Source organism: Niallia alba, assembly GCF_012933555.1.
Classification (GTDB): Bacteria; Bacillota; Bacilli; order Bacillales; family Cytobacillaceae; genus Niallia; species Niallia alba.
On sequence record NZ_JABBPK010000001.1, the window covers coordinates 1,306,870 to 1,324,778 of the forward strand.

General features: G+C 35.5%; 15 protein-coding genes. 11 read left to right on the forward strand and 4 right to left on the reverse strand.

What is annotated here, in order from left to right:
• Positions 1–3 precede the first annotated feature (3 nt).
• The 5 genes from HHU08_RS06500 (at position 4) to HHU08_RS06520 (ending at position 6,692) form a co-directional block, all read left to right on the forward strand.
• Entirely contained in the window at positions 4–156 is a 153-nt protein-coding gene (locus tag HHU08_RS06500) for a FeoB-associated Cys-rich membrane protein (protein ID WP_016201911.1), read from the forward strand.
• Positions 157–259: 103 nt separating this feature from the next.
• A complete protein-coding gene (locus HHU08_RS06505) occupies positions 260–712 on the forward strand; it encodes a helix-turn-helix transcriptional regulator (protein WP_016201912.1) in 453 nt (150 codons plus the stop codon).
• A gap of 487 nt (positions 713–1,199) precedes the next feature.
• Positions 1,200–2,489 (forward strand): MFS transporter, encoded by a 1,290-nt coding sequence (locus tag HHU08_RS06510; RefSeq protein ID WP_101730374.1) that lies wholly within the window; start codon positions 1,200–1,202, stop codon positions 2,487–2,489.
• A 433-nt stretch (positions 2,490–2,922) separates the two neighbouring features.
• Positions 2,923–4,683: an ABC transporter ATP-binding protein gene (locus tag HHU08_RS06515; protein WP_016201915.1), complete on the forward strand. Its 1,761-nt coding sequence runs from the start codon at positions 2,923–2,925 to the stop codon at positions 4,681–4,683.
• Positions 4,680–6,692 carry an ABC transporter ATP-binding protein gene (locus tag HHU08_RS06520; protein WP_016201916.1) on the forward strand — a complete coding sequence of 671 codons (2,013 nt, stop codon included), beginning with the start codon at positions 4,680–4,682 and terminating at the stop codon, positions 6,690–6,692. Before HHU08_RS06515 ends, HHU08_RS06520 begins: the two co-directional genes overlap by 4 nt.
• Positions 6,693–7,130: 438 nt before the next feature.
• Here HHU08_RS06520 and HHU08_RS06525 read toward each other — a convergent pair whose 3' ends face one another.
• Positions 7,131–7,952 carry an alpha/beta hydrolase gene (locus HHU08_RS06525; protein WP_169188064.1) on the reverse strand — a complete coding sequence of 274 codons (822 nt, stop codon included), beginning with the start codon at positions 7,950–7,952 and terminating at the stop codon, positions 7,131–7,133.
• A gap of 120 nt (positions 7,953–8,072) precedes the next feature.
• Between HHU08_RS06525 and HHU08_RS06530 the strand changes: the two genes are divergently transcribed.
• The 5 genes from HHU08_RS06530 to HHU08_RS06550 all read left to right on the forward strand — a co-directional run bounded on the left by HHU08_RS06530 (position 8,073) and on the right by HHU08_RS06550 (position 13,862).
• On the forward strand, positions 8,073–9,686 hold the full coding sequence (locus HHU08_RS06530) for an ABC transporter substrate-binding protein (protein ID WP_169188065.1): 1,614 nt from the start codon (positions 8,073–8,075) through the stop codon (positions 9,684–9,686).
• Between the two features lie 103 nt (positions 9,687–9,789).
• Positions 9,790–10,746, forward strand: coding sequence for an iron-hydroxamate ABC transporter substrate-binding protein (locus HHU08_RS06535; protein ID WP_169188066.1), 957 nt, complete (start codon positions 9,790–9,792; stop codon positions 10,744–10,746).
• Between the two features lie 307 nt (positions 10,747–11,053).
• Complete coding sequence (locus HHU08_RS06540; protein WP_016201920.1) at positions 11,054–12,067, forward strand: FecCD family ABC transporter permease; 1,014 nt, start codon at positions 11,054–11,056, stop codon at positions 12,065–12,067.
• Positions 12,060–13,085 carry a FecCD family ABC transporter permease gene (locus HHU08_RS06545; protein ID WP_016201921.1) on the forward strand — a complete coding sequence of 342 codons (1,026 nt, stop codon included), beginning with the start codon at positions 12,060–12,062 and terminating at the stop codon, positions 13,083–13,085. The genes HHU08_RS06540 and HHU08_RS06545 overlap by 8 nt, the downstream gene beginning before the upstream one ends.
• A 45-nt stretch (positions 13,086–13,130) precedes the next feature.
• Complete coding sequence (locus tag HHU08_RS06550) at positions 13,131–13,862, forward strand: alpha/beta hydrolase (RefSeq protein WP_169188067.1); 732 nt, start codon at positions 13,131–13,133, stop codon at positions 13,860–13,862.
• Positions 13,863–13,912: 50 nt separating this feature from the next.
• Here HHU08_RS06550 and HHU08_RS06555 read toward each other — a convergent pair whose 3' ends face one another.
• Complete coding sequence (locus tag HHU08_RS06555) at positions 13,913–14,116, reverse strand: alpha/beta-type small acid-soluble spore protein (protein ID WP_016201923.1); 204 nt, start codon at positions 14,114–14,116, stop codon at positions 13,913–13,915.
• 321 nt (positions 14,117–14,437) lie between these two features.
• On the opposite strand from HHU08_RS06555, the gene HHU08_RS06560 reads away from it, so the two are divergent.
• Positions 14,438–14,680, forward strand: a complete 243-nt coding sequence (locus tag HHU08_RS06560; RefSeq protein WP_169188068.1) for a hypothetical protein — start codon at positions 14,438–14,440, stop codon at positions 14,678–14,680.
• Between the two features lie 904 nt (positions 14,681–15,584).
• On the opposite strand, the gene HHU08_RS06565 is transcribed toward HHU08_RS06560, so the two are convergent.
• Entirely contained in the window at positions 15,585–16,682 is a 1,098-nt protein-coding gene (locus HHU08_RS06565; protein WP_016201925.1) for an ABC transporter ATP-binding protein, read from the reverse strand.
• Positions 16,683–16,994: 312 nt separating this feature from the next.
• Positions 16,995–17,897, reverse strand: a complete 903-nt coding sequence (locus HHU08_RS06570; RefSeq protein ID WP_016201926.1) for a PucR family transcriptional regulator — start codon at positions 17,895–17,897, stop codon at positions 16,995–16,997.
• Positions 17,898–17,909 lie beyond the last annotated feature (12 nt).

The window sequence follows — 17,909 nt, forward strand, 5'->3', positions numbered from 1 at the left end:
AGAATGATTATCAGTATTTTACTCGGATTTATGATTTTTAGTTATGCAGGTTATGGATTATACCGTCACATTCAACAATCCAAAAAGGGAAAATGTGCAGCGTGTTCCTTAAAGCAAGCTTGTGACCAAAAATGTGAAATGTTGAGCAAAAAATAATTTTGAGCGTCTAATAGTTTTAAATTGATATTTATGCAAAGGAAGCTTATAATATTAGTGATGGTGTAAAATTACACATAACTAATAAGGGAATGAAGAAACTTTGACAAGAGAAGAAATTATTGAGAGTGTATCAGAAAAGATGAGATTAATACGCACAGAAGCGGGATATACCCAAGATAAGATGGCAGAGGTTATTGGATTATCAAAAAAGACCTTAGTGCAAATTGAGAAAGGTAGACTTTATGCAGGTTGGTCTACTGTAGTAGCAGTATGCGCTCTATTCAGAGAGACAGAAACAGTTCGTTTTTTATTTGGTAATGAACCGTTAGAGGTTTTGGAAACTGTAGCTCGTGATGGAATGGATTACCGAAAAGAAAAAACGATGGGTGGAAAAGTATGGTGGAGAGAAGTGGAAAAAAAGAACGGTTTTATTCTTCAACAGAATATCATTAGTCAGCATTTTCGCATTATTGATGAAGACCACTTTCGAATTTTTTCCAGCTTCGATGAAAAAGAATCAAAAGATCGTTTTAAGGAACTTTCAGGAGAATAAGCAATGTGAATAAGGAGGCTGTTTTTACATTAATCTTGAATGACTTATCTATTCAAGACTAATTTATGGACAGTCTATTTTTGTGCGTAAAATAAGGGTGCATCAGCGTCCGTTTTTGCTTAGGAAAGGAAACAGAGAAGCGTTCTCTATGCCCGAAAGGAAGAGAAGCAGAGGAAAAAGGGAACAGAGAAGCACTCTCTATGCCCGAAAGGAAGAGAAGCAGAGGAAAAAGGGAACAGAGAGAGTTGCCCTACTACATGTCTCATAAGAATCAATAGGTAACAATAGAACTATCCCCAATGCTAATCCTTACTTTCATTGAAATAGAAAATAACCATCCTTGCTCAAGTAAAATGGGGGATTATCCGCCTTTATAATGGAATTTATTTCCGTCTGTAGACGGAACAAGAAACCATCGGATGAATGGTCATTTTCCGTGGAAAGAAAGCTAGAATTAACTCATCAACTAAAGGATGAGGGATATTAAATGAAAGAATTTGCAGAAATATTCAAAAACGCAAGCTTTACGAGACTATTTATAGCAAATGTCACATCGCAAATGGGAAGTGTTATTGGTTTAACCGCTTTTATGTTTTATATTCTCGATCGTTTTTCTGAACAGCCCGCCTATGCTACGATTACAGAATTAATGTTTTCCTTGCCCACATTAGCAGTATTTTTTTTAGTGGGAGTCGTAGCAGATCGATTGGATCGTCAAAAGATTGCCTATTATTGTGAGATGATTGCAGCTGCAATGTCTTTATGCGTGTTGGGGGCAGTTCTTATTGGATGGATGCCACTTATTTTTATGATGTTGTTTTTAAGAAGTGCTGTTCAAAAATTCTTTTTTCCGGCAGAACAAGGCATTCTTCAAGGAGTATTGAAAAAAGAGGATTATACAACCGCAGCAGGACTAAATCAATTAGTGAACAGTGTCTTTATGCTATTTGGCAATGCGATTGGGATATTTGTCTATTGGACAGTAGGGATATATGGAGCAATCTTGGTTGATGTAGCTACTTTAACGATTAGTGGTTTACTTATTAAATCCATGAAGTTGGATGAAGGTGTTCGAAAACCAAATGGAAGTTATTCTATAAAGGAATTAAACATTCGATTTATTTGGAGTGACTTTATGATTGGGTTAAAATACATTTTGACCAATAAATTATTGCTTGCATTAATATATGGATTTATTGCTTTCGGTGTGGTAAATGGCGGATTTAGTGTCATGCAAGTCTTTATTTTGAAATATAAGTTAGCGCCTGATAATTATGAACAAGTCTCCATTTATTTTGGAATTGTGTTTGGAGCAGGCGTAATGATTGGAAGTTTCCTTTCATCTCTTCTTACACAAAAGGTTAAATTGTATAAGTTAATTATTCTGGGGGCTTTTTATATTGCCGTAATGACCATTTTGGCTTCTTATTCAACAAATATTCTGGTCTTTTTAACAATCTGTTTCTTCTTAGCGCTCGGCTTACCAATGATTAATATTGCGATAGGTGGCTGGATGCCTACGATTATTGAACCAAAGATGATGGGGAGAGTACAAGGGTGGATAACACCGTTAATGATGCTTTCACAGTCAATTACACTAGGGATTATTTCCATCGGTTATCCTAATTGGTTTTCTATAGAAATAATCTATTGGTTTGTTGGGGCTTGTTTTCTTGTAGTTGGTGGCTATTACAGTCTAGTGTTACCTAAATTAGCGAAAGAAAAGGAGCAGAAAGACGAACTGGCAAGGCAAAAAGAGGTACAATTAAATTATTAAAATCTTTAATTTTCAAAATAATTGCAATTGACTTTATAAAAGGTACGTGTTAATCTACATTTATATTGGAAAATAAATGTAGAGAAAGGAAGGGTTACCGATGAGAAGATTAAATAGATATTATTCATTTACAACTTCATATTTCGGTAACCCTCTTTTTTCTTATCGATAATTTTAGCGCGGATTAGATGGGTTGCTATATAGGTAACCCGTGTATTTTTCTGTCATAAAGGGATAGGTCGCATGGTTGCGGTCTGTCTCTTTTTTTGTGGGGAAATAAGGAATTTGTATTCTGTGCAATAAATACATTTATTTTCTAATGAAATGATAAAGGAGGAGAAGTCGATGATTGTAATCATTAAGGAAGCTAGAAAGGCATTAAAGGATTTAGAAAGTGGCTAGTAGCAGATGAAGAATGACAGGGGATGATTACATGTTTTCTATATTTTTAAAATTAAAATGGTTTTTTAAAGAGCATTGGAAGAGTTACACGATAGCTATTATACTTTTAATATTTGTCGGATTTATTGAGGTGCTACCGCCAAGGATTCTCGGAATGTTTATTGATGAACTAACGATTGGTACTTTAACAAGCAATAAGACTATGATCTATATACTTGTGGTTGCGGGAATCACAATAAGTACGTATATCATCACTTATTTTTGGATGTATAAGCTATTTGGCGGAGCGAATATTTTAGAATTGAAATTGAGAAGCAAGTTTATGAATCATCTATTTAAGATGACACCAACTTTTTTTGAAAAAAATAAAACTGGCGATTTAATGGCGAGGGCAACCAATGATTTAAAGGCCGTATCCGTTACTGCTGGATTTGGAATTTTGACTTTAGTCGATTCTACCATATTTATGCTGACCATTTTAATTACGATGGTGTTAACGGTAAGCTGGAAATTAACACTAGCAGCGATTCTTCCACTACCTATTATGGCAGTTATTATGCAAATATATGGGGAGAGAATTCATAAGCGGTTTATGGAAGCACAGGATGCATTCGGTGATATGAATGATAGTGTCCTTCAGTCCATTTCAGGGGTTCGCGTTATCCGCGCCTATGTTTTAGAAAAAGAAGAAGAAAAACAATTCCACCGTTTTACGGAAGATGTTTATAAGAAGAATTTACAGGTGGCTAAAATAGACTCTTTATTTGATCCGACTGTACGAATTCTTGTTGGGTTAAGCTACTTGATTGGACTGGGTTATGGTGCATATTTAGTTTTTCAGCAACAACTGACGATTGGGCAGCTTGTTACATTCAATGTTTATTTAGGAATGATTGTTTGGCCAATGTTTGCAGTTGGTGAATTAATGAATATTATGCAACGTGGAAATGCTTCTTTGGATCGGGTACAGGATACATTGAATTATAAAGCAGACGTAATTAGTCCTAAAGAGGGCAAGGAAGTTGGTATTCCTGAAATTATCCAGTTAAACGATGTGAACTTTCAATACCCATCGTCTAAGCAAGAAAATCTTCGAGATATCTATTTAACAATTAGACGAGGAGAAACAGTGGGAATAGTCGGTAAGACCGGTAGTGGGAAAACAACGATCATTAAACAGCTGCTTAGAGAGTATCCGAAAGGGGAAGGTAAGCTAACGATTAACGGGAAAAGCATTGATTCAATTGATTTACATACGTTAAGAGGTTGGATTGGCTATGTTCCCCAAGATCACGTTCTTTTTTCAAAAACAGTGAGAGAAAACATCTTATTTGGAAAAGAGGGAGCTATCGAAGAAGAATTAGAAGAAGCAATTAGCCTTGCCTCTTTTAAACAGGATATTGAAATGCTTCCAGAAGGGTTAGAAACACTCGTTGGTGAAAAAGGAGTTGCCTTATCTGGAGGGCAAAAGCAACGGATATCGATTGCGAGAGCACTTATCCGTAAGCCAGAAATTTTAATATTAGATGATTCTTTATCAGCGGTAGATGCAAAAACAGAACAAAAAATTATCACGAATATTAAGAAAGAAAGACAAGCAAAAACAACAATCATTACGACTCACCGAATGACAGCAGTTCAGCATGCCGATCATATTATTGTAATGGAAGATGGACATATTACAGAGCATGGGACGCATGATGAGTTAATGAAACTGAATGGCTGGTATAAGGAACAGTATATAACGCAACAGACAAAGGTGGATGCGGAAGAAGTGGAGGTGAAAGCATGACAACAGGTAAACGATTATTTCAATATGCTTTAAAATTTAAAGGAATTATTATTGCTGCGTTAATCATGCTGACAATTGCTGTATTCGCCGACCTGGCAGGTCCATTTGTTGCTAAAAAGGTAATTGATGATCATATAACAGGGATTGAATCACCTTGGTATCAAACAGAACCAAAAAAAGACGCAGTATCCTATAATGGAAATTTCTACAAAAAAGCTGCGTATCTTGAAGCCGATGACGAAAAGCTTGCCGAGGCAAGAATACTTCAAGTTGGAAGACAATTTCTTTTTGTAGAGGGAGCCATTTCTTTTGATGGAAGTCGTAAGTTTAATGATGGAACATTGACTATCAGCAGAGGGGAAGAAGTGGAAACGTATCCTGCTACGGCTTTGACTAGTTCTGAAGTTTTTGATTTTTATAAGCCGGAGATTACACCAATTTTAAAGCTGTTAACTTTTTATTTTGGATTAGTGATTATTTCTGCTTTTTTCCAATACGGGCAGCATTATTTATTACAAAAGTCAGCAAACCGAATTATTCAGAAGATGCGAGAGGATGTATTTGCTCACATTCAACGGTTACCGATCAAATATTTTGATAATCTACCTGCTGGTAAAGTAGTGGCCAGAGTAACCAACGATACAGAGGCAATTCGGGAGTTGTATGTAACGGTATTATCCAATTTCTTCTCAAGTGGAATTAATATTATTGGAATTTATATTGCATTATTTATATTAAATCCACCACTTGCTGCGATTTGCTTAATTTTGCTTCCGATTTTATATGTATGGATGATGGGATATCGTAAGTTTGCTTCTCGATATAATCATGTTATTCGAGCAAAAATTAGTGATATTAATGGAATGGTAAACGAATCTATTCAAGGAATGCATATTATTCAGGCATTTAGCAAGGAAAAGCATACAAGAAAAGAATTTGAGGACTTGAATAACGAGCATTTCCGCTACCAAAATAAAATGCTTCGTTTAAATAGTCTTACCTCTCATAACCTAGTAAATGTTTTAAGAAATATCGTATTTGTTGTATTTATCTGGTATGTTGCTGGTCAATCTTTATCGGCAACAACGGCACTTTCGCTAGGCGTGCTCTATGCCTTTGTTGACTATATAAATCGCCTATTTCAGCCTGTACAAGGTATTGTTAATCAATTGGCCAATTTGGAGCAAGCACTTGTGGCAGGAGAACGAGTGTTTGAATTATTGGATGAAGACGGAATCGATGTCCAAGATGTTACCCTTGAAAGATATAAAGGAAATGTAACCTTTGATCAAGTCAACTTTGCTTATAAAGATAATGACTATGTGTTAAGAAATATTTCTTTTGAGGCAATGCAAGGCGAAACAGTTGCACTAGTCGGTCACACAGGTTCTGGTAAAAGTTCGATTATGAATCTTTTATTCCGCTTCTATGATATTCAATCAGGAAGGATAATGATAGATGGAAAAGATATCACATCCTTTTCGAAGCAGGATCTTCGCAAATATATGGGGATTGTTCTCCAAGATCCATTTCTTTTTACAGGAACAATAGCGTCCAATGTAACGTTAAATGATCCTTCTATTTCAAGAGAAACAGTGGAGAAATCATTGAAGGATGTTGGGGCAGATAGAGTATTAAAGCATTTAGAAAAAGGATACGATGAGCCGGTGATAGAGAAGGGGAGTACTCTATCTAGTGGACAAAGACAGCTTATTTCCTTTGCGAGAGCTCTAGCCTTTGATCCAGCAATACTCATTTTAGATGAGGCAACAAGTAGTATTGATACGGAAACGGAACAAATTATTCAACATGCGATGGAAGTGCTAAAAGAAGGCAGAACAACTTTCATCATTGCCCATCGTCTATCGACCATTCGCAATGCTGATCAAATTCTCGTCCTTGATCATGGGCAGATAGTGGAAAAAGGCAATCATGATGAATTGATGGATAGAAAAGGGAAGTATTATCAGATGTATCAGCTACAACAAGGGCAAGATTTAGTAAGTTAATGAATAATTTAATCTTCATTAAGAAATAGGAAAGGGACTGGGACATAAGTATTCCAGTTAAAGTTAAATCCGAGCAATTATACGAAAACGCTAACGGAAAGTTCGTATAATTGTTTAGGGTTTTTTCATTTTAAAAAAGGATGCTCTATGAAGTTTGTTGCTGTTGCCCGCAGCCGGAATACACTTCGCTTTCCGTGGGGCTCGCGCTGAGCGGCTTCGGCCTTTGGCCTGCAGGGTCTCAGACTGTCTCGCTAATCCCCGTGGCGTCTACGTGTATTCCGGCTGCTCTGTTTTCCCAACTAATTATATTTTCTATTGTAAAAAAGTATGCGAAAGCAGCCGCTATTTACTAGCTAAATGAGAGATTGTTCGTCTTTACATAGTATCTATTTAGTTATCTCACAGCCTCATTTTTGCTGTTGTCTTTCCTCCAGTCACTCAAATCACCTTATCATTTAAGAAGGCAATCGTTTTATTGATAAGTGGTAAGAGGACAGTCAGATGATCTTCCTCTTTAAATTCATGGAATATATGGTGGAATGTCTTAGTATGGTAGTTTAGTAATTTTTCAGAGAGATCAAGTGTTTTTTGGTGCATATTTGTAAAGTGTGATTTCTCTTTCTCAGCAACTGTCAGAAGTAACTTGCTTGGATCTAACTCGCTCAATCTTTCTGGGAGAAAGTCTAGTTCTTCTAATAACTGCTCCTCATTCCAATGAATGGATGGACTACTTGCAAGGTAATATTGAAATGAAGAAGGAGAAGTAAATAAAGTAAAGAGAACAAAAAGCCCTCCAAGTGAATGACCGACAATCATTTGCTTATTAGTGTTTATTGGCATGTTCTGTTCCACTAGCGGTTTTAATGTATCTTCAATAAAGGCTAGAAATTCTTTCCCACCTCCATGAGGAGGCCATTTTGACCCAGCAGGATTTTTAGGAAGCGATGTTTGATCTGCATTAAACGTAAAGTCGAGATACCTTTCCTTGCTATATGGTTCATTCGTTTCATAGCCAATTCCAATTATAACAGCAGGATGTAATCCAGTTTTTTCTTGTGTTCTAGTTTGTAAACGCATTGCTTCTACATAACTACCAAAATTTGCGTTTCCGTCTAAAAGATATAGGACGGGAAATCCGTTTTCAGGAACAGGGATATTTGGAATATAAACAAAAATTTTATAGTTTTTCGTTTCATTCATTGGACATGTCCAAATTTCTGTATCGGGAATATAAAAGCTCTCTTTCGATTTAATCATCATATCGCCACCTATTTCTTTCTATCCATCAATTTGTTAAAATAAGTGATAATGATTATCAATGTTAATTAGGTAAATCTATTGTACATAGAAATAGAAGAAATAACAAGAGAGGAAATTGAGATGATTAATAATTGGGAGAGTTTCGAAATCAACTATTGTCGTATAGAACGATTATATGACAGGAAGATAGAAAGAGTATTATCGACTAGTTATCTATTTATTTATATTAATAGTGGGGAAGGCTTATTGTCTATTGACATAGAGAAATTTCTATTCCGTAAAGGAGATCTGCTATTTATTCCAGCAGAATGCACGTATCATCTTCAGTTTAAAAATACTTGCTGTATAGATTATTATTTTCTGCAATTTCAAGTGTATCAAGCGAGGGAGATAAGCATAGATACCTATAAGAAAGTAAAGTTAAAAAAAGAAAATAACTTTCTCCAATCATTTGTGTTACAGCCAGTTGATAAGATTCCAACGTTGTTGGATGAACTGTTAGCGTTAGAACGTGATAAGCTAACGAACAATCACTTTCTTAAACAGGCAAAAATAGCGATGATTTTTCATTATTTTATGAGCAATCAACAGCAAACTGCTCCTAAAGATACGATGCTTGCAATTGAAGAGACAAAAAAGTATCTGGAAAATCATTATCATGAGACCATCTCTACCGCTTTATTGGCAAAGAAAGTAGGATTAAGTCCAAAATATTACTCACAGCTTTTTAAAAAAGAGTATGGGATTGGCGTACAAGATTTTCTTACAGAAATTCGTATAGGAAAGGCAAAGGAATTACTAGTTAAAACATCCAACAGTTTACGGGTAATTGCTACAAGTGTTGGCTATGCCGATGAATTTTATCTAAGCCGAGTATTTAAAAAGATAGTAGGCATTCCTCCAACCAATTACAGAAAAAAACGGGAGCTGAAGATTGCCTCTTATGATTTTTCAACAACAGGACATTTACTTGCCCTACATATTATCCCATATGCAGCCCCTCTTCATCCTAAATGGACTCGTTACTATTACCAATTTTTTCATGATGATATTCTTGTTCATTTAAATGCCTACAAGATTCATTCACAATGGGAAAGTAATATACAGAAACTGTCTGAAGAGAAACCGGATAAAATAATAGCGAAGGATGATATATCAGATAAAGAGAAGCAAGCACTTGAAAAAATTGCACCGGTCTACTATTATCATGTCCAAAATTGCAGCTGGAAAAGTCAATTGTTGGAGATTGCTTCCTATATTCATTGTGAAATGGATGCAGAATACTTCCTAAAAGTATATGAAAATAAGGTGAACGAAACGAAAAAACTACTGCAGGAACAATTAGAGAAAGAGACAGTGTTGGTAGTAAGTATATTTAAAAATACACTAGTACTAAATCGTTCTAGAACAGCTATCGATCTCGTTTATCAAGATTTAGGATTTTCCTCGGCACAACCTAAAGAAGATATCCAATTAAATGAAACCATTTCACTTTCCTATTTAGTAAGCCTAAATCCTACTTATTTGTTTTTAAATATTCGACAGGATATTGACACAATTGGCTTTTGGGAAAAACTTAAATGTTCAAAGGAATGGAATCGAATAAAAGCAGTAAAAAGTAAAAAGGTTGCTTTTATCCAGTCAGATCCCTGGAATGAGTACTCAGCAAGCTCGCATTTAAGAGTACTTCACAATATCCAAGAGTTAATGGTGGAAAAAGTACAAGCAAATTAGCGGAAATTATCCATGTCTTTCTTGAAGTATTTTTCAGTATAATCCTAATTGATAAAGGTTATCAATATCAATTAGGATTACATATAGAAAGGAAAGAAAGTATATGAAAAAGAATTTATTCTTTATCTTCTTGGCAGCTGTTTTACTATTAACAGCATGTGGTGAAAAAGAGGAAAAAAGTACAACTTCAGCTATAAAAGATAATAAAGACGAAGAACAAAGCACGACTCAAGAGGTTACCTATTTAGGTGAAAAATATGAATTACCTGCAAAAATAGAAACAATCGTAACAGCAAGCCAAGAGGCAATGGAAGATGCGGCAATACTTGGCATTAAACCAGCAGGTGCTATTGCAACAGCTGGAAAATTTCCTGCTTATTTAGGAGATTCTATGTCAGAAGCTGAGCAAATTGGGGAAAAAACACAGCCTAGTGTAGAAAAACTATTGCAATTAAAACCAGATGTTATTCTAGGTACAAGCAAATTTCAACCAGAAGTGGCAGAAAGCTTAAATAAAGTTGCAACAATGATTCCTGTGTCTCATATTTCAACAAACTGGAAAGATAATCTTCTCTTATTAGGTCAATTATCCAATGAAAAAGACAAAGCAGAGTCAATCATAGCTGATTATGAAAAAAATGTTACGGAAGCAAAAGATGAACTTCAAGCAGATCTTTCTGGGAAAAAGGTAGTAATGCTCAGATTGCGAGGAGGAAGTTTATATATTTATCCTGAATCTGTCTATTTTAATCCTGTTCTATATACGGATCTTGGACTAGATGTTCCAGAAGAAGTGAAAGCAGCAAAAGCACAAGAAATGATTTCATTAGAAAAATTAGCTGAAATGAATCCAGATTATTTATTTATCCAATTCGAAGAATCGGAAAATGCCGACAGTCCAACAGCGTTAGCTGATTTGGAGAATAATTCTATTTGGAAAAGTTTAGATGCAGTTAAAAATAAGCAAGTGTATGAAAATGTAGTTGATCCATTGGCAGCAGGGGGAACAGCATGGAGTAAAACAACTTTCTTAGCAGCTTTTACAGATATATTCAAGTAAGAAAGGTAACAAAGACTGAAGGAGCACTAATCCCCACCTAACTTTCTTAACATTTAGGTGGGGGCTTTTTTCTGTTAATTTGTCCCACACTTAACGGGCAGTAAGACTCCCCCCTCAAGCTTATGAGGATACGAGGAAGATAGGTGGGAGATCAACTGTCCGTAAAGGTCCGATTGGTTCAACTAACCATCAGTGGGGGAGGAAAGAAACCCCCCACTGATGGAAGTTTCACTTTATAAAGACATCGAAAAAAATTATTCATTCAACGATTTAGGCATTTTATTCACTAGGTTAGGTGAGGGGAAACATGGATCGAGAGAAAGTACGCGCTTATGCAATTATATATAGTTCACCTTTTTTAAGTATAGTAGTAATTCTTTTATCTATTTCTCTGGGGACAATGAATATCTCATTTAATGAAATATATAACGCTTTTTTTCACTATGATGCAGAGAATGTCGAGCAAATCATTATTCGTACAGCAAGATTTCCAAGAGCGGTAGGAACTTTATTAATAGGTGGTCTTTTAGCAATGTCAGGAGCTTTGATGCAAGGGATGACAAGAAATTATTTAGCATCTCCATCTATAATGGGTGTCTCAGATGGAGCGGCATTTATGATAACGTTAGCTTTTGTATTTTTTCCAAGCATCAGTTCACTGCAAATGGTTGCTGTGTCTTTTCTTGGATCCTCCTTAGGTGTATTTCTTGTCTTAGGTCTTGCGTCCATAGTGAAGAATGGTTTTTCCCCTTTAAGACTTGCGATTATTGGCACGGTTTTTGGTTCCTTTTTAAGCAGTTTATCTTCTGCGCTTGCCTCCTATTTTCAAGTATCTCAAAATATGAGCTTTTGGTATAATGCACGCTTGCATCAGCTTAATAATGAATTATTGCTGCTATGCTTTCCTTTAGCAATTGTTGGTATTATTTTGGCATTATCTCTTTCCAAATCAATTGCTATTTTATCTTTAGGAAAAGAAATTGCTACATCCCTAGGCCAAAAAACATTAATTATCCAACTATTAACGATGGTAGCTGTAGTGATAATGACAGGCATTTCTGTTTCATTAGCAGGGAAAATTGGCTTTGTTGGCTTAATAATTCCCCATATTACACGAATGATTGTTGGGGTAGATTATAAAAAAATTATTCCTTGCTCTGGAATATTAGGTGCTCTATTTCTGGTTATTTGTGATACTTTCAGTCGATTCATCAATTACCCCTTTGAATCACCAATTGGAATCGTAACAGCATTTATAGGTGTTCCTTTCTTCTTGTATTTAATAAAAACAAAGGGAGGAGGGAATATGCAACGTGGATAAAGAGAAAAAAAGAACCTATTTATCACTTTATATATTGAGTGGTTTAATCATATTAGTTATTTTTATTAGTTTATCTAAGGGCGAATATATTCTATCATTTCAAGAGTTAGTAAGGAGTATTTTCCGATATCATCCTAATAGTGATACCGATTTGGTGGTATTTGAGTTTCGCTTGCCAAGAATCATTTTAGCGATTTTAGTTGGCTTTGGATTAGGAATAGCAGGTTCTATTATGCAGAGTATAACAAAAAATGGACTCGCTGATCCTGGTATTTTGGGCATTAACAGTGGAGCTGGTGCTGCGATTGTTGCCTATATGTTTTTCTTTCAAGGATTGCTAAACATAAATAAGAATAGCTTGTGGATTATTTTAACCACACCGCTTATTGGGTTACTTGGCGGGTTTATTGCAGCTTTTATCCTTTTCTTATTGGCAAAGGAGAGAGAAAGACTTGATTCACAAAAGCTCATTTTAACGGGGATAGCGATAAATTCTGGCTTCGGTTCTTTATCGATGTATATGTCTTTAAAAATGAAAGCACAAGACTTTGAAATGGCAACAGTATGGTTAAATGGGAGTATTTATAATGCGAACTGGCTATTTATTCTGTCTATCTTGCCATGGTTTATACTAATCATTCCACTTATTATTCGTAAAGCATATTCCCTTGACTTATTTCAGTTGCAGGAACCAGTAATGATTGGGCTTGGAGTAAAAGTAGAAAATGAAAAATGGTTGTTGCTATTAAGTGCTGTTGGCCTCATTGGAGCATGTGTTTCTGTTTCTGGAAGCATTGGATTTATAGGGTTAATGGCTCCCCATATGGCAAGACTTCTTGTTGGTTTAAAACATCGTAATTCTCTTATTGTTTGTGGATTGCTTGGTAGTTTCTTTATGCTAATTGCAGATTTTATCGGCAGAACTATTGTAGCACCTGCAGAAATTTCAGCTGGAATTATACTAAGCATTCTTGGAGCACCATATTTTGTTTATTTGTTAGTAAAAGCAAGAGTGTAGTTATGTGATGATAGAAGGATATTAATAGGAAGTAGGAAGAAGTAGATGGAGGGAAAGTTAGTGGAGGCACATATACAGACGCGATCTTTGAGTATATACATGCCTCCTTCTTATAATAATTCAGTAAGAAATTATCCTGTAATTTATGTACAAGATGGAGGATCTCTCTTTCATTCTGTTTTAAGTGAATTAGAAGAATTATTCTCTTTTGGACTAGTAGAGGAAGTAATGATAGTGGGAATTGAACCAATGGATCGGCTTGATGAATATACGCCATGGTTTTCACCTAGTATTAGTTCTGCTTTTCCGCCTTTTAAGGGAGAAGGAAGAGAATATTTAACTTTTATTAGCCAAAACATCAAACCGTATATTGATAGGCACTTTCGTACGAAAACAGATCGCCAACATACAGGAATGATGGGAGCCTCCTTAGGTGGATTAATTTCAGTATACGCTATGTATGAATTCGCCGATTATTTTTCGAAATTTGGGATTATCTCCCCGTCATTATGGTATCCGAATATCCTTTCATTTGTACAAAAAAATAAGGTTGGGAAGGAAAATCGTGTTTTTTTATATGTTGGAGAGGAAGAGGGGAAGAGAAAGAACAATATCCAAAGAGAGATGGTTAATAATGTTCTCGTTGCAAACAAAATATTTTTAAGAAAACTGTCAAAGGACAACTATCAATTTGTTCTTGGAAAAAATGCGGATCACCAAAAAAAGTATTTTGTTCATCAATTTTTAAATGGAGTAAAATGGTTATATCCTAAATAAAGCAAGCCCTCCTAAAATAGGAGGGCTCTAGCCATTATATAAAATTTTTATTAACCTTGATATCCACCTAGTTGCTTTTCAGCCATTTGTACTAAGCGTTTTGTGATTTCTCCACCAACAGATCCGTTAGCGCGAGAAGTAGTTTCTGCACCTAGGTTAACACCAAACTCAGATGCAATTTCGTATTTCATTTGATCTAGAGCTTGAGATACTCCTGGTACTAAAAGTTGATTTGAAGAATTGTTGTTTGCCATTGTGTTCCAGCTCCTTCTAGTTGTTTTTTTGGTTGGGTTATCTGGAATTGCACCAGTTTGTAAGAAATCTCTTACTACCACTAGGTATAACCCAATGTAATAGAATGTATTGTTTGCTGCGTTTTGTACCTTGTTTGTTGCTTGTACTCTTATTATGGTTGGTTTTCACTATCTTATTCCTTTAAAAAAACAGGTAATTAATTCCTTTTGTAACTATTGGATAGATTCTTTATTCCATACAGAAACTAAAGATAGTGATCAGGTAAACGTCAGTCATGAAAGTAGACTGACGTTAAAGCGGAATAAGAGGGAGGAAATAAATTGGGTTCGATATGTCCTATTTGTAACGGATTGGAAAAATTAGAAAGTGTTTGTTCCAAATGTGGAAATCAAGTCGAAGATAAGGGCAGAGTAATGGATTATTATGATGATTATAGTGCCTATATGCCAATTGATCAAATGAAGCTTGAAGATGGCTATCCGGATTTATCTGCACATCTATGTCCTCATCTTGTGCAGTGTCAACAATGTGGACAGGAAGAGGTATTGTTTATAAAGGAATAGGAAGTAATAGAAACAATTTCCACAGCAATGAATAAAAAGCTTACCATGCCTTAGCAAGGTAAGCTTAAACTATAGACACAAACCGAATTTTAGAAATAGAGGTTTGTCTATAGTATATTTATTAGTCTCTTTGAATAGGGCTGTTGCTTTCCGCTCCAGGGGTTCGCTTTCCGTGGGGCTCGCGCTGAGCCGCTTCGGCTTACAGCCTGCAGGGTCTAAGCTGTCTCGCTAATCCCACAGGAGTCTCACCCCTTCCACTCCAAGCAACGTATGAAAATTCCATTTACTTTTCAAAAATCTTTTGGCGAAAAACTAAGAGGCTGGGACAAAACTAAATAGCCAATCTGTAAAGACGAACAATCTCTAATTTATCTCTTAAATAAAGGTTTCTTTTATACAATGGTTATTTATGTTTTTAAATATAGTCAAGTGTAAAAACTAATTCGTTCCATTGCGCTACAGAAACTCGCTTTCCGCGGGGAGCAACCTAAGCCTCCTCGGCTAAAGCCTGTGGGGTCTTAGGTTTTGCTCTACTTCCCGCAGGAGTCGAGTGTCTTCCGCTCCATTCCACTCCGTTTTTAAAGGCAATACCCTAAAAAATATTGTTTTTTTAGAAAAAATGAATTAGTAGGAAATATGGAGCAGCCTGAATACACGTAGACTCCTATGGGAGCTGCGAGAAAGTCCGAGACCCTGCAGGCCAGAGGCCGAAGCGGCTCGGCGCTCGCCCCATGGAAAGCGAAGTGTATTCAGGCTGCGGATATTAACACTAACTGTACTGAAACAACCTTTTATAAAACTAATAAAACCCGAACAACCATTTAGGATTCTTTGATAGTTGTTCGGGTTTATCTATGGCTGGAATACTTATGTCCCAGCCTTTTAAATTATAATTGATTTTTTATTAGCGAATGCGAAGTTCTGTTTCTTTGTCAAAGAAGTGACCTTTATTCATATCAAACGCCAATTTTACCGTTTGACCAGCTTGAAGGTCTGCTCTTGAATCTAAGCGAGCAACAAATTCTTTGTCGGAAAGAGTAGAGTATACAAGGCTTTCTGCACCTGTTAATTCAAATACTTCTACTTTTGCATCAAAACTTGTGTTTTCTGAACTGCTTAAGAATACTAGTTCATCATGAATATCCTCTGGGCGAACACCGAAGATAACTTCTTTGCCAATATAATTTTGTTCACGTAATGTTTTTAATTTTCCTTCTGGAATGATGAAAGAAGTATTACCAATAACTAATTTATTGTCCACTACTTTTCCTTCAAAGAAGTTCATTGCTGGTGAACCGATGAATCCGCCTACGAAAACATTTTCCGGTTTTTCATATACTTCTTTTGGAGCACCAACTTGTTGGATAATACCATCTTTCATAACTACTAGTCTTGTAGCCATTGTCATTGCTTCTGTTTGGTCATGGGTTACATAAATAGTAGTAGTTTGTAGTCTTTGGTGCAATTTAGAAATTTCAGCACGCATTTGAACACGTAATTTAGCATCTAAGTTTGATAATGGTTCATCCATTAAGAATACTTTTGCATCACGAACGATGGCACGACCAAGTGCAACCCTTTGACGTTGTCCACCAGATAACGCTTTTGGTTTTCTCTTTAAATATTCTTCTAATCCTAGAATTCTTGCAGCATTATTTACTCTTTCTTCAATTTCCGCTTTAGGAAATTTACGAAGTTTTAAACCAAATGCCATATTATCATAAACAGTCATATGTGGATATAATGCGTAGTTTTGGAAAACCATCGCGATATCACGATCTTTTGGTGCAACATCGTTAACACGTAAATCATCAATAAAGAAATCACCTTTTGAAATATCTTCAAGGCCTGCAATCATACGAAGAGTTGTAGATTTACCGCAACCAGAAGGACCAACAAATACGATAAATTCTTTATCTTGAATGTGTAAATTAAAATCTCTAACTGCTTCTACTTTTTCATCATATATTTTATAAATATTCTTTAACACTAATTCTGCCATTTTGTTCTTCCCCCTACTATTTGATAGTTATACTTTATCATTTTTGATACCGTTTTCAAATCGGCGAAATGCATGAAAAACGCTTACAAAGTTTTGAGCAAAATGCCTAACTACTTGTATCATAAGGGGGGAATCGCTGTTTTTGTAAGATTTGGTGTTATACTCTGCAGCCTAAATACGCTTCGCATAAGTCTATGTTTATTCAAGTTGCTCCATATTTTTTTGAAATGAGAAAACAACAATCTCTTTGAAAACAATTTCGATAAAAAGGAGAAGGCAAAAGAAAAAAAGCCAATGATGGCTTCAAGGAGACTATTTGCCACTAGTATAAAACAAGCAGGCAAGATAGGTGGTAATATAGCTATGATAATTCTTTAGGTCAAAACCAGTTTTTTCTGTAAACTTATCAAGGCGGTATTGTAATGTATTGCGATGGATAAATAATTGTTTTGCTGTATTGGTGCTATGTCCATTGTTTTCAATAAATGTTTTAATGGTAAGCAAAAGTTCTTTATCTTCTTCAAAAATGGAAAACCATTCTTTGAATAATTCAAGCTCATCTTCTCTTAGTCGGCTGATTAAGAGGTTGGGAAGAATCGTTTCTAAACTAAGGACAATCGATTTTGGCATAAATGCTAAACCTTTTGTAAATAAGTTTCTTTCTTGTCCGAAAACAGTGGGAACAGGACTATTAAGCTTCAGCTCTTTTCCAATATAAAAACAGATTGAAAAAAAGAAATCAGATTGTAAAGCTTGAGCAAGAGCAATAAAATCTTCCTCTTCTAGATATTGTGCATTTTGCTCAATCACAACACCTTCATTGGAGCCATTCCAAATTATAAGGCTATTTGCATGAATAAAACCATCAAAAGCAGATTCAATTAACTTTTTTTCAATGGAAGCAGAATCACCTTTAATCTGGAACTGAATCAAACGTAAGGTTTCAATATTTTTGAAAGAAGGCTGTTCTCCATTGAAATAAAGATACTGATTCCAACTGTATTCTTCTTTTTCTAATGTTTCATCAGGTTGGAAAAAATCATAACACGCTTTTAATAATTCAAGCTGAGATACATCAATCTCCTGTTTCTGAATGCCGATCCAATCGTCTTGAAAATCAAGTTTAAACCAATAATAATCGGAAAGCTGTGATGGGGTTGGAGGTGTTGCTTGCTCCAAGCTATGTTTATAATAGGCTAATAATTTATGCTTCAATTGATGGTTCCT